The 11,785-nt window shown below is 75.7% G+C and carries 11 protein-coding genes; 9 read left to right on the top strand and 2 right to left on the bottom strand.

Going from position 1 to position 11,785, the window contains the following annotated elements; genetic code table 11:
• Positions 1–94: 94 nt before the first annotated feature.
• The 4 genes from ACEQ2X_RS04735 (at position 95) to ACEQ2X_RS04720 (ending at position 5,182) form a co-directional block, all read left to right on the top strand.
• Positions 95–2,014, top strand: a complete 1,920-nt coding sequence (locus ACEQ2X_RS04735; RefSeq protein WP_370324626.1) for a BTAD domain-containing putative transcriptional regulator — start codon at positions 95–97, stop codon at positions 2,012–2,014.
• A gap of 253 nt (positions 2,015–2,267) precedes the next feature.
• A complete protein-coding gene (locus ACEQ2X_RS04730; RefSeq protein WP_370324625.1) occupies positions 2,268–2,813 on the top strand; it encodes an alpha/beta fold hydrolase in 546 nt (181 codons plus the stop codon).
• A 197-nt stretch (positions 2,814–3,010) separates the two neighbouring features.
• Positions 3,011–3,847, top strand: coding sequence for an NAD-dependent protein deacetylase (locus ACEQ2X_RS04725; RefSeq protein ID WP_370324624.1), 837 nt, complete (start codon positions 3,011–3,013; stop codon positions 3,845–3,847).
• A 3-nt stretch (positions 3,848–3,850) separates the two neighbouring features.
• Positions 3,851–5,182 (top strand): ABC1 kinase family protein, encoded by a 1,332-nt coding sequence (locus ACEQ2X_RS04720; protein ID WP_370324623.1) that lies wholly within the window; start codon positions 3,851–3,853, stop codon positions 5,180–5,182.
• Position 5,183: 1 nt separating this feature from the next.
• Here ACEQ2X_RS04720 and ACEQ2X_RS04715 read toward each other — a convergent pair whose 3' ends face one another.
• Positions 5,184–5,819, bottom strand: coding sequence for a hypothetical protein (locus tag ACEQ2X_RS04715; protein WP_370324622.1), 636 nt, complete (start codon positions 5,817–5,819; stop codon positions 5,184–5,186).
• Between the two features lie 88 nt (positions 5,820–5,907).
• Between ACEQ2X_RS04715 and ACEQ2X_RS04710 the strand changes: the two genes are divergently transcribed.
• The 5 genes from ACEQ2X_RS04710 (at position 5,908) to ACEQ2X_RS04690 (ending at position 10,773) form a co-directional block, all read left to right on the top strand.
• Positions 5,908–6,948, top strand: a complete 1,041-nt coding sequence (locus ACEQ2X_RS04710; protein WP_370324621.1) for an alcohol dehydrogenase catalytic domain-containing protein — start codon at positions 5,908–5,910, stop codon at positions 6,946–6,948.
• Positions 6,949–7,039: 91 nt separating this feature from the next.
• Positions 7,040–7,588: a hypothetical protein gene (locus ACEQ2X_RS04705; protein ID WP_370324620.1), complete on the top strand. Its 549-nt coding sequence runs from the start codon at positions 7,040–7,042 to the stop codon at positions 7,586–7,588.
• A 102-nt stretch (positions 7,589–7,690) separates the two neighbouring features.
• On the top strand, positions 7,691–8,863 hold the full coding sequence (manA, locus tag ACEQ2X_RS04700; protein ID WP_370324619.1) for a mannose-6-phosphate isomerase, class I: 1,173 nt from the start codon (positions 7,691–7,693) through the stop codon (positions 8,861–8,863).
• A 46-nt stretch (positions 8,864–8,909) separates the two neighbouring features.
• Complete coding sequence (locus ACEQ2X_RS04695) at positions 8,910–9,752, top strand: fused MFS/spermidine synthase (protein WP_370324618.1); 843 nt, start codon at positions 8,910–8,912, stop codon at positions 9,750–9,752.
• Positions 9,753–9,786: 34 nt separating this feature from the next.
• The gene (locus tag ACEQ2X_RS04690; protein WP_370324617.1) at positions 9,787–10,773 is read left to right on the top strand and encodes a carbohydrate kinase family protein; all 987 of its coding nucleotides are present in this window, start codon (positions 9,787–9,789) and stop codon (positions 10,771–10,773) included.
• On the opposite strand, the gene ACEQ2X_RS04685 is transcribed toward ACEQ2X_RS04690, so the two are convergent.
• A complete protein-coding gene (locus tag ACEQ2X_RS04685; protein WP_370324616.1) occupies positions 10,722–11,633 on the bottom strand; it encodes a PhzF family phenazine biosynthesis protein in 912 nt (303 codons plus the stop codon). The genes ACEQ2X_RS04690 and ACEQ2X_RS04685 overlap by 52 nt on opposite strands.
• Positions 11,634–11,785 lie beyond the last annotated feature (152 nt).

The following is an 11,785-nucleotide window of genomic DNA, read 5'->3' as shown; positions in this document are numbered from 1 at the left end:
GTCCCGGCGCGGACCGTCGCGGATCGGTCGTTGCCGGCGCGGGCGGCGCTTGGGAGCTGCGCGACCTCAGCCGGTGGAGAGGTGGCGAGCGGTCGTGGGGTCGGAGGCACGGGTGCTCGGCGAGGTCGCCCTCGTCGTCGACGGCGCGCCCGTCGCCGTGGGCGGTCCTGCCCCGCGCGCCGTCTTCGCCATGCTCGCCCTCGAGGCCGGCGCCGTCGTGTCCCGCGACCGGCTGGTCGACGGGCTCTGGGGGGACCGGTTGCCGCCCAACCCCGACGGCAACCTCCAGACCCACGTGTCCCGCCTGCGGCGTGCGCTGGCCGCGGCCGGCGCGGGACAGGTCGTGGTCACGCGGCCCTCCGGCTACTGCCTGGACCTGGCCGGCCGCGTCGACCTCCACCGGTTCGACGCGGCGGCTCGCTCTGGCCGTGCGGCGCTGGCGGGCGGGCAGCCGGTCGAGGCCGTGACGCGCCTCCGCGCCGCGCTCGCGTGCTGGACCGGTCCGCCGCTCGGCGGCGTCGACGAGTTCCCCTTCGCCGCCCCGGCCATCGCCCGACTGACCGAGGCGCGGCTCGGGGTGATCGAGGACCTGCACGACGCGCTGCTCGCGACCGGAGAGGGGCCTGCCCTCGTGGCCGAGCTGCGACAGGTCGTCGACGAGCACCCCCTCCGCGAGCGCCTCAGGGGGCAGCTCGTGCGGGCGCTGTACCACGGCGGTCGCCAGGCCGACGCCCTCGAGGAGCTGCGCCGCTTCGCAGCCCACCTGGACGACGAGCTGGGCCTCGAGCCGAGCCCGGCCCTGCGGGACCTCGAGCGCGCCATCCTCACCCACGAGGTCCCCGAGCCCACCCACCCAGGACGGTCCCCGGACCCCGGGCCGCCGTCGCACCCCGGACCGCCGTCGGACCCCGGACCGGTGCCACCCCGCGGGCTGCCAGCCGCCCTCGACAGCTTCGTCGGCCGCCGGTCGGAGATCGAGTTGATCGAGGCCCGGCTGGCTGACCCCACCGCCCGGCTGATCTCCCTGACCGGTCCGGGCGGCTCGGGCAAGACGCGACTCGCCGAGGAGGTGGCACGTCGGTGGGCCTCCACCGCCGGGGGGCGGGCGATCGTCGTGCGGCTGGACCCGATCACCGACCTCGCCCAGATCGTCACGGCCATCGCCGGCACGCTGGGGCTCAACGCCAGCTCGACCACCGACGCGATCGCACACGTCCTCTCCGACGGCCGCTCGCTGCTCGTCCTCGACAACTGCGAGCACCTCCTCGACGGTGTCGACGTCATCGGCGACCTGCTGTCCGCCGCATCCCAGACGACCGTCCTCGCCACCAGCCGCGTCACCCTCCACCTGCCCGGCGAGCACGAGATCACCGTCCCACCGCTCCGACTGCCCCCCGCCGAGGCCACCGGCGCCCGGGCCGTGAGCGACGCGACCGAGCTGTTCGTCGACCGGGCCCGCGCCCGCACGGCCGAGTTCGACCCGGAGGCGGCCGACCGCACGGCCATCGCCCGGCTGGTCCGGCTTCTCGACGGCCTGCCCCTCGCGATCGAGCTGGCCGCCGCGCGCACCAAGGTCCTGTCCCCCGCCGAGATGCTGGAGCGGATGCGCGGTCCGCTCGACCTCGTCAGCGACCCGGGACGGCGTCGCGTCGACCGGCAGCAGACCCTGCGGGCGACGGTCAGGTGGAGCGTCGACCTGCTCGGCGATGACCTGCGCCACGCCTTCGCGCGCCTGTCGACCTTCGCCGGGCGCTTCGACCTGGACGACGCCGCCGCGGTGATCGGCGACGACCTCGGCGTCGACCCGCTTGACGGCCGATGGGCGGACGTCGAGGCGCACGCGGAGTCGGCGCGCGTCGCCTCCGAGGTCGATCCGGATGCCGACCTGCCGGCGGTGGCGAGGATGAACTACCGGACCGATGCCCTCATGACCAGCGGGGACTGGGAGGGTGCGGCGGACACGGCCCGTGCCGTCCTCGACCTGCTGGGCGAGCGCATCTCCGACCTGGCTTAGCCGGAGGGGGCGTTCGGCCATCTCCTGCGCCAACTGCCACAGCAGCGCCCTCGCGCCGGCGTGGTCGCCGAGGACGAAGAGGCACAGCGCGAGGTTCCCGGTGGCGATGTCGCCGTGCTCGCCTGACCGCCGTCGAGGCCCTCTGCGACCACAGCCTGCTGCAACGGGTCCCCGCGCCCGGCGACGTGCAGTTCAGCCTGCTGCGGACCATCCGCGCGTACGCCGCGGAGCTCCTGGCCGCCGATCCCGCCTGATGGGGAGCTGGGTGGCGTTCCACACCGCCCTGCTCGCGCCCGAGCGGGTCCGCGGGATGGTGCTGATCGGCGCCCTCCACCGGCTGGCCGCGCAGCCGGGGATGTCGGAGCTGCTCGCCGCCGTGCACGACCTCGACGACCCGGTCGACCGCGAGTTCATCACCGAGTTCCAGCGGTCGACCGTGCACCAGCCGATCCCCGAGGGCTTCCTGCAGCTCGTGGTGGACGAGAGCGCCAAGCTGCCCGCGGCCGTGTGGCGCCGCTGCTTCGACGCGCTCGTGGTCGATGACCCCGAGCCACGGCTCGGCGAGATCGACGTGCCGGTCCGGCTGCTCTGGGGCGCGCACGACGACGTGACCGGTCACGACGGTCAGCTCGCCCTGGTGCGCGCGCTGCCGCAGGCCCACCTCGTGGCGTACCCCGAGTTCGGCCACGCGCCGCACTGGGAGGACCCCGTCCGCGTCGCCGCCGACATCGCCGGGTTCGCCGGCGCCCTGCTCGCCGGGGGACGCTCAGCTGCTGACAGCGCCGTGCAACCGACGTGACAGCCTTCCTTCGTCCGCCCCGCCCAGCTGGAGCTGCAGCACCACGACCTGACCGGCGCCCCGTCGCCCACGCGGTCGTCGCGCCACCTCGGCGGGAGCCAGCCGCCCTACGGCCGGCCCGCCGCGCGAACCGTCCATCAGCCCGACGCGGTGACCGGCGCGCCGACGTCAGCCTGCGCCCGCTAGCGTTGGACGACATGGACGTCCGGGGACTGGTCGACCTGCTGGTGGCCCACCAGCCGGTCGCCGTCCTGTCCGGTGCCGGGATCTCGACGGACTCCGGGATCCCGGACTACCGCGGCTCTGGCGTCGACCGCCGTCGGAGGCCGCCGATCACCTACCGGGCGTTCATGCGCGAGCCGCGCACCCGCCGTCGGTACTGGGCGCGCAGCCACGTCGGCTACCGCCACGTCGCCGCCGCCGTGCCGAACCCCGGTCACCGCGCCGTCGCCGCGCTGCAGCGCGCCGGGCTGGTCGGACCGGTCGTCACCCAGAACGTCGACGGGCTCCACCAGGCGGGCGGCGCCGTCGACGTCCTCGACATCCACGGGCGTCTCGACCGCGTGATCTGCACGGCGTGCGGCGACGTGACCGCCCGCGGGGACTTCGGCGCCCGGCTCACCGACGCCAACCCGGCCTTCGCGGCCAGGGCCGCATCCATCGCCCCGGACGGTGACGCGGACCTGCGCGACGACGAGGTGGACGGCTTCCGCGTGCCGGCGTGCGAGCCCTGCGGCGGGGTGCTGAAGCCCGACGTCGTCTTCTTCGGCGAGTCGATGCCCCGCGTCCGGCGCGAGCGGGCTGCGGCTGCCGTGGCTGACGCCGGCGCCCTGCTGGTCCTCGGCTCGAGCCTCGCGGTGATGAGCGGCTACCGGCTGGTCCTCCAGGCCGCCGCCGACCGCCAGCCGATCGGCATCGTCACCCGCGGCCCGAGCCGTGGCGACCACCTGGCCGCCGTCCGCGTCGACGACGGCCTGTCCGCGGTCCTCGACGCCGTGGTCCGCACCGCAACCGCGCCCGCACCGGCGGCCTGAGCCGTGACGCGGACCGCGGAGGACCAGCGCCCGACCCCTGACGTCGTGCGCCGGGCCATCCGCCTCGGCCGGCTCGCGGGGCTGCCGCTCGCATCGCTGGTCGACGCCGGTGAGGGTGCCGTGCGCCGGGTCCGCGGGGAGGACCCCGACGTCGTCAGCGCCGCCCTCCGCCGACGCAGCGCCGAGCGGACCCGCCGGGTGCTCGGCCAGGCCAAGGGCGGCGCGCTGAAGGCCGGCCAGCTGCTCTCCACCGTCGACGCGCTGTTCCCCGCCGACCCCGAGCAGAGCTGGTCCACGGCGCTCGCCGCCCTCCCCGCCGACAACCCGCCGCTGCCCTTCGCCGAGGTGGAGCCGGTCCTCGCCGCCGACCTCGGTCCCGCCTGGCGCGACCAGATCACGTGGATCGACACCGCGACGCCGTCGGCGGCCTCGATCGGCCAGGTCCACCGCGCCTCCCTGGCCGGCGGGCGGGACGTGGCGGTCAAGGTGCAGTACCCCGGCGTGGCCGACGACCTGCGCGTCGACCTCCGCGCGGTGTCGGCGGTGTCGTGGCTGTCCGCGCTGATCGCGCCGGGCATGTCGCTGCCACCCCTGGTCGCCGAGGTCCGCGAACGCCTGGCCGAGGAGCTCGACTACACCCGGGAGGGGCTCATCCAGCAGGCGTTCGCCGACGCCTGCGCGGACGACCCGACCGTCGCGGTGCCCGAGGTCGTGACCGCGACGCGGCGGGTGCTGATCAGCGACTGGCTCAGCGGCACGCCGTTCACCCACCTGCGCGGCGCACCCCAGGCCGAGCGGGACGCGATGGGCCTCGCCTACATGCGGTTCCTGCTGAGCGGCCCGGCCCGCACCGGCTGGCTGCACACCGACCCCCACCCGGGCAACTTCCTCGCGCTGCCCGACGGGCGCCTCGGCGTCGTCGACTTCGGGTCGGCGCTCGCGCTCCCGGATGGCATGCCGCCGACCTTCGGGCGCCTCATCAGCGTCCTCGGCCGCGACGACCCCGGGTACATCCGCGAGGGCCTCGAGGAGGAGGGCTTCGTCCGCCCCGCCGCCGAGGTGGACGCCGTGAAGCTGCGCGACTACCTCTCGCCCTTCATCGAGCCGAGCAGGCACGAGGTGTTCACCTTCACCCCCGAGTGGCTCCGCAGCCAGTTCGGTCGCCTCGGCGACCCCCGCAACCCGGACTTCGCCGTCGCGCTGCAGCTGACCATGCCGGCAGAGCACCTCTTCACCCACCGGGTCTGGCTCGGGATCGTCGGGGTGCTGTGCCAACTCCGCGCGACGATCCCGGTGCGCGACGAGGTCCGTCGCTGGCTGCCGGGGCTCGAGTAGCTCAGACCGCCCGGCCCACTGCGGCAGGCTGCGCGCCAGGCCGGCGGGCCGCCACCCAGGCGCGCAGGACGGCCTGGCCCGCGCGCTCGGCGTCGACCTCGCTGCGCGGCAGTCCGTGGCGGAACTGGTCCACGTGGTGGAGTTCGTGGGCCAGGACCAGGACCAGGTCGTCGGCCGGCGTCTCGATCCGGCTGGCGCCCGCGGACTTGGCGCGGTGGTACGTGCGGTCGGCCGGGAGCAGGCCGTCGGGGATGACCTGCGGCACCTTGAGGGTGACGACGAACCTGGTGCCGGGCGGCACCGCCCGCGGGTAGGGGACGCCGTGGTACGCCCGGCCGGTCACCCAGTGGCGGGTCCGGTCGACCGTGACGACCGGGTTGGCGGAGCGGCAGACCCCGAGATCCCGCTTGCGGGCGTACAGGTGACCCCGACCCGCGGCGGGCCCCTCCACGTACGTCGGCGGGGTCGCCACCAGCGGGCAGCGCCGGTCGTCGCAGGACGTGAACCAGGCCCGCCGGATGCCGTGCCGCTTGACCCGCAGCGCGACGTCCCGCACGTCGACGTCCGCCCAGGACAGGACGGCGTCGACGACCCCGGCGGTCCAGGGCGGGAGGGTCTCTGCGATCGTGATGTCCACCACGTCCACAGGTTGCCAGGCGGGCGCGTCCCGAGACCCCGGTCGTCCACAGGCAGGGGTGGACCGACCCTGCACGTACCCTGCGGGCATGCGCGGCCTGGTGTTCGAGGGTGCGGGACGGATCGTCCTCAGAGATGACCTGCCCGACCCGGTCGTCGAGGACCCGGACGACGCGGTCGTCGCCGTCGAAGCCGCGGGCCTGTGCGGCTCGGACCTGCACCCCTACCGCGGACACGAGCCGGCCCGCCCCGGCGTCGTCCCCGGTCACGAGGTCGTCGGCATCGTCACCGCAGTCGGCGACGCCGTCCGGCGTGTGCGGGTCGGCGACCGGGTGGTCGTCCCCTTCAGCCTGTCCTGCGGGATCTGCGGAGCCTGCCGGCGCGGGCTGACCTCCCGGTGCGAGCGCTCCCGTCTGCTGGGCTGGGGAGACCCGGACCCCGACGGGCCGGTCCTGCACGGCGGGCAGGCCGAGCAGGTGCGGGTGCCGCTGGCCGACGGCTCGCTCGTCGCGATCGGTGACGAGCTGGGCGCCGCCACCGCCCTCCTCCTGAGCGACAACCTCCCGACCGGGTGGTACGCCGCCCGCCGCGCCGACGTGGCGCCTGGCGACGCGGTCGCGGTGGTCGGCCTCGGCGCGGTCGGGCTCTGCGCGGTCACCGCCGCGCTCGCGCAGGGAGCCGACCGGGTGGTCGCCATCGACCCGGCGGCGACGCGTCGCGACGCCGCCGTCGCGCTCGGGGCGGAGGCGCGGACGCCCGACGCCGTGGAGGGGCTCGTCGTCGACGCCGCCATCGAGGCCGCGGGCCCGCCCGCGGCCCAGCGCCTGGCCGCCGACCTCGTGAGGCCGGGAGGGACCGTGTCGGTCATCGCCGTCCAGACCGCACCGGCGTTCGCGATCCCGCCGGTGCAGGCCTACGACCGCAACCTGACCATCCGCGCCGGACGCGCGCCGGTGCGGGCGATCCTCGACGAGCTGGTGCCGCTCGTGGCCGCGGGGGACGTTCGGGTGCCGGTCGCGGAGGTGGTCACCCACCCGGGCCGGCCGCTGTCGGAGGGACCCGAGCTGTACCGCGGCGCCGCGGCCGCGGATCCGGGGCTGGTGAAGGCGACGTTCGATCCGAGCCGCTGACCCCGGCGCGGACCCGCAGCAGTTCTCACGGTCCTCTCAGGGTGCTGACCCACGCTGTGGTCGAACCCACCCCCGATCCGAGGAGGATCCCATGACCGCAGCGACCAAGACGATGGTGACGACCCTGCTGGCCGCGGTGATCGCGGCGCTGCTCTTCCTCTCCCCCGTCGGCATCTCGTCGGCGCAGGAGGACGACCCCAGCGACGACCCGCCGGCGGAGACCCCCGACGACGATGAGGACGACGAGGATGACGACGATGACGACGACCGGCCCGATCGCGACGAGGCCCTCGAGCTGCTCGAGGAGCGGCACGAGGCCATGGCCGCCCGCGCCGAGGAGCTGCTGCAGCGCTTCGCCGACGAGCTCGGCGTCAGCGTCGAGGACATCACCGCAGCCACACGTGCGGTGGCCGAGAGCGTGATCGACGAGGAGCTGGCCGACGGCTCGATCACCGAGGAGCAGGCGGAGCGGATGCGCGAGGCCCTGGATGAGCACCTCGAGGACGGCGGTCTGCTCGGCGGGTTCGGCCTCCGCGGCATGGGCCTGCGCGGGGCCGGTCCGGGCGGGTTCGGCCCCGGTGGCGTCGGGCCCGGCCACCACGGCGGCCCCGGCTGGTTCGGCGACCTCGACGACGAGTAGGCCCACCAGACGCCCCCACCTCCCGACGCCCCCGCCCCACCCGGTGCCGGGGGCGGCGTCGCATGCGGCGGGCGCCCGCCGGGGCGCATCGGAGGTCGCGACGTGGAACGCCTCGAGGGGGAGATCCGCCACTACCACTGGGGCGACCCGTCGGCGATCCCCGAGCTGCTCGGCCGCCACGCCGACGGTCGACCCCACGCCGAGCTGTGGTTCGGTGCGCACCCGGGCGGCCCCTCGCGACTGGTCGACGCCGGCACCACCCTCGACGACGCGGTCGCCGCTGACCCGGAGGGCATCCTCGGTCCCGACGGCGGCGACGACTTCCCCCTGCTCGCGAAGGTCCTGGCCGCAGGCGGACCGCTGTCGCTGCAGGTCCACCCCGACGCCGTCCAGGCCCGCGCCGGGTTCGAGCGCGAGGAGGCGGCGGGCATCCCCCGCGACGCCCCTGAGCGCACCTACCGGGACCCCCACCCGAAGCCCGAGATCGTCTGCGCGCTCACGCCGTTCAGCGCCAAGTGCGGGTTGCGCGCCCCGGACCGGACGGCGGTGCTGCTGGGGTGCCTGCGCGTCGAGGGCCTCGGGCCGCTGGTCGACGTGCTGTCCGGGCCGGGTGACCCGGCCGCCCGGCTCGGCGGCGCGGTCGAGTGGCTCTTCGCGCTCGACCCCGAGGCGGTGGCCGACCTGGTCGACGAGGTCACCCGCGCGGCTGCCGTCGTCGCCGTCAGCGGGTTCGAGGACGAGCTCGCGTGGACGGGCCGGCTGGCCGCCGCATACCCCGGCGACGTCGGGGTGGTGGTCGCGCTGCTCCTCAACCACGTCGTGCTGCAACCGGGGCAGGCCCTCCACCTCGGTGCGGGGAACCTGCACAGCTACCTCGAGGGCGTCGCCGTCGAGGTGATGGCACCCAGCGACAACGTCGTGCGCGGCGGGTTGACCAGCAAGCACGTCGACGTCGACGAGTTGCGCCGCCTCCTCGACACCGCCCCGATGACCCCCGACGTGCAGTCGCCGTCGGGGCCGGTGCACGCCTACCGCGTGGACTCCGGTGCCTTCGGCCTGACCCGGGCGGTCCTCGACGGCGACGGCCACGTCGGCGTGACCGGGCCCGGCATCGCGCTCGTGACCGAGGGGTGCGCCCAGCTCCGCGGTGGCGAGCCCCGCCGCGGCGACCGCACCGTCGACCTGACCCGCGGGCAGGCCGCGCTGGTCCGCGCCGACGACGACGGGGTCACCCTCGCCGGTGAGGGCGTCGTCCACTGGGCCCACGGGGTCTGAGCGGCCGCGATCCCGCCAGCTCGGCCTCGCCATACCCTGGAGGGCCATGCCCCGCGCGCGAGGAGGACGCCATCGCCGGCGGCCGCCCTCGGCCGACACCGCCGTCGGCCACGCCGAGGTGCGAGCGGACCCCGCACGCCCACGCGCCGGCACGCTGATGATCGACGGCGCGGTCCACGGCCACGTCGACCCCCAGGATCCGGCCCGGCTGGCGCTCGACTACCAGGACCGGCTCGCGGCGCTCGCCCTGGCCCTCGCACCCGACGACGGCGGCACCGTCCTCCACCTCGGCGGCGGGGCGTTCGCGATCCCGCGGGCGATCGCCGTGCGGCGACCCGACCTCCACCAGCCGGTCGTCGCGCGCACCGGCGCGATCATCCGCCTCGCGCAGCGCGAGCTCGGGCTGCGCCCGGGGCCCGGGCTCGAGGTCCGCAAGGCCGACGCCCGCAAGGCCCTCGCCCGCATCCCGGACGACGCCGTCGACGTCGTCGTGGGCGACGCGTTCGAGGGGCAGGAGACCCCGGCGCACCTCACGACCGTGGAGTTCATGGCTGACGTCGCGCGCGTCCTGACCCCCGGCGGGGCGTACGTCGTCAACGTCGTCGACGACCAGCCCTGGGGCCGGCTCGGCGTGCAGGTCGCGGCTGCCCGCGCGGTCTTCGCCGACGTCGTGGCGGCTGGCTCCCCCGGCGTGGCCGCCCTCCGCGACCCCGGGAACGTCTTCCTCCTCGCCGGCGCCGCGCTCCCGCGACGCGCCCTCGCCGCGGTCCGCAGCACCGGGCGCCACGTCATCGGCTACGTCGCCCCCGGCCGGCTCGACGCGCTGGCCCGCCGACACCGTCCCCGCCACGACGCGGACGGGTTGCCGGACGCCGGCTGGGTAGGGTGAAGTGCTCGCCGACACCCTCGAGGGGACCTGACCGATGCGCATCGCCGTGAGCGGCTCGATCGCCGACGACTACCTGCTGACCTTCCCCGGTCGGTTCGCGGACATGATCCTGCCCGAGCAGCTCGAGCGGCTGAGCCTCAGCTTCCTCGCCGACGACCTGACCCACCACCGCGGCGGAATCGGCGCCAACATCAGCTACGGCATGGGGCAGCTCGGCGTCCGCCCCCTGCTGGTCGGCGCGGTGGGCGAGGACTTCGACACCGGCTACCGCCAGTGGCTCGAGCGGCACGGCGTCGACTGCAGCGGCGTGCACATCTCGGAGAAGGCGACCGCGCGGTTCCTCTGCACCACCGACGCCGCGCAGAGCCAGATCGCCACGTTCTACGCCGGCGCGATGAGCGACTCCCACGAGATCTCCCTCGCCGACGTCGCCTCGCGCAACGGCGGGATCGACCTGGTGATGGTCTCCCCCGCCGGGCCGGAGGGGATGCTGCGCCACACCCGCGAGGCCCACGAGCTCGGCATCGACCTGTTCGCCGACCCCAGCCAGCAGCTGGCCCGCATGGGGGGTGAGGAGATCCGCGAGCTCGTCGAGGGCGCGGCCTACATGGTCTGCAACGACTACGAGCGCGGGCTGATCGCATCGAAGACCGGGTGGACCGACGAGGAGCTCGCCGACCGCGTCGGCGTCCTGGTCACCACCCACGGCGCCAAGGGCGCCACGATCGAGCGGTCGGGCGAGCCCACCAGCTCGCTCCCCGCCGTCGCCCCCGCCGACGGGGTGGCGCTCGAGCCCACCGGCGCCGGCGACGCCTACCGCGCCGGGTTCCTGAGCGGCATGGCCGTCGGGCTCGACCTCGACCGCTGCGGCCAGCTCGGCTGCGCGGTCGCCACCATGGCGCTCGAGACGTCCGGCCCGCAGGGCTACGCGGTCGCGCCCGAGGGGCTCCGCGACCGGCTCGCGGTGACCTACGGCCCGGACGACGCCGAGGCCGTGGTGTCGGCGCTGCCGCTCGCCTGAGCCCGCCCGGTCCCCGGATCGGGGTCGGCGAGCTCGACGGCACGGCCGCCGACGGCGATCCCGCCGCTCGCGGGGATGTGCACCGCCAGGGTGCTGGGACGGCCCATGTCGACGCCCTGGTGGATCACCAGGTCCGCCGGCGGGGTCACGAGCCCGCGGGCCCTGAGCAGGCCGCCGAGCGCCGCGGCCGCCGCCCCGGTGGCGGGGTCCTCCACCACCCCGCCGACGGGGAAGGGGTTGCGGGCGTGGATGGTGGTCGGTGACTCGAGGTGGACGAGCGCGACGGTGGTCAGGTCTCGGTCGAGCATCAGGTCCCGGAGGCCCTCGACGTCGTAGTCGAGCGCCGCGAGCCGCTCGCGGGTCGCCGCGGCCAGGACCAGGTGGTGGGCGCCTGCGTGGGCGACCGCCGGCGGCAGCGCGGGGTCGAGGTCCTGACGGGACCAGCCGAGGTGGGTGAGGGCCGCGTCGACCAGCTCGTCGTCGGCGTCGACGTGCGAGGGGGCGACGGAGGTGAGGGTCGCCACGCGGGCCCCGTCGTCGTCGCGGGTGACCGTGACCGCCACGTGCCCGGCCGGGGTGTCGAGGGCGTAGTCACCCTCCCCCTCCACATCGGCGAGGGCGTGGCCCAGCGCGATCGTGGCGTGGCCGCAGAAGGGCACCTCCGCCTTCGGTGAGAAGTACCGCACGGTCCGCTGCCGGCCAGTGGTCGGCGTGGCGAAGACGGTCTCGGAGTAGCCGACGTCCGCGGCGATCGCCTGCATCGCCGCCGCCGTCGGGAGGCTCTCGCCGATCCACACCCCGGCGGGGTTGCCGCCGTCGAGGTCGTCGGTGAACGCGCTCAGCCGTCGCAGGGTGCTCATGCCGCGGACAACCCAGCCGTGTCCGGCGGTGTTCCCCAGAACCCAGATCTGGGGTTCAGCTCCGCCGGCGGTACCACCGCTCAGATCTGCGTGGTAGTGGGTGCGAGCCAGAACCCAGATCTGGGGTTCAGCTCCGCCGGCGGCGCCACCGC

This window comes from Euzebya sp., from assembly GCF_964222135.1.
In the GTDB taxonomy this organism is placed as follows: Bacteria; Actinomycetota; Nitriliruptoria; order Euzebyales; family Euzebyaceae; genus Euzebya.
Note: the sequence above shows the minus strand (reverse complement) of the source record. Positions and strands in the feature narration are given on the sequence as shown.

Coding starts and splice junctions, on each gene's coding strand:
- ACEQ2X_RS04730 (WP_370324625.1), top strand. CDS start 2,268: ATGGGGAGCTGGGTGGCGTTCCACACCGCCCTGCTCGCGCCCGAGCGG.
- ACEQ2X_RS04725 (WP_370324624.1), top strand. CDS start 3,011: ATGGACGTCCGGGGACTGGTCGACCTGCTGGTGGCCCACCAGCCGGTC.
- ACEQ2X_RS04710 (WP_370324621.1), top strand. CDS start 5,908: ATGCGCGGCCTGGTGTTCGAGGGTGCGGGACGGATCGTCCTCAGAGAT.
- ACEQ2X_RS04705 (WP_370324620.1), top strand. CDS start 7,040: ATGACCGCAGCGACCAAGACGATGGTGACGACCCTGCTGGCCGCGGTG.
- ACEQ2X_RS04695 (WP_370324618.1), top strand. CDS start 8,910: ATGCCCCGCGCGCGAGGAGGACGCCATCGCCGGCGGCCGCCCTCGGCC.
- ACEQ2X_RS04690 (WP_370324617.1), top strand. CDS start 9,787: ATGCGCATCGCCGTGAGCGGCTCGATCGCCGACGACTACCTGCTGACC.
- ACEQ2X_RS04685 (WP_370324616.1), bottom strand. CDS start 11,633: ATGAGCACCCTGCGACGGCTGAGCGCGTTCACCGACGACCTCGACGGC.